Origin of the sequence: Nocardia cyriacigeorgica (assembly GCF_010868145.1) — a bacterium.
Taxonomy (GTDB): Bacteria; Actinomycetota; Actinomycetes; order Mycobacteriales; family Mycobacteriaceae; genus Nocardia; species Nocardia cyriacigeorgica_D.
Genome location: NZ_JAAGUY010000081.1, coordinates 1 through 288 on the forward strand (window position 1 = coordinate 1; position 288 = coordinate 288).

Genomic DNA, 288 nt, shown 5'->3' on the forward strand with positions numbered 1-288 from the left:
ATCTCCTCGGCCACTCGCACGCCGGCTTCCTTTCCGCGCGCGCCGAGGACCACCGCGGCACCCTCGGCGGCCACCCGCCGCGCCACCGCCTCGCCCACGCCCGAGGTGGCTCCGGTGATCAGGACGACCTGGTCGGCGAATCGTTGTGCCATGGTTGTCGGTTTCCCTTCTGGTACTTGCCTTTTGATGTGCGCTACGACGTCGTGATGACCAGTCAACCCGGCAGGCGACGCCTGCGCTGGCGGGAAACGGTCGTCGCGTTGACGTGTCACCCAATCGCACGGAAGC

Annotated in this window: 1 protein-coding gene; it reads right to left on the reverse strand. The window is 67.7% G+C overall.

The genetic code is table 11. The features are described 5' to 3' along the window. Window positions 1–152 (reverse strand): SDR family NAD(P)-dependent oxidoreductase (locus tag GV792_RS28835; protein WP_163828145.1); only part of this gene is annotated, 152 nt, incomplete at its 3' end. Between the last annotated feature and the right edge of the window lie 136 nt (window positions 153–288).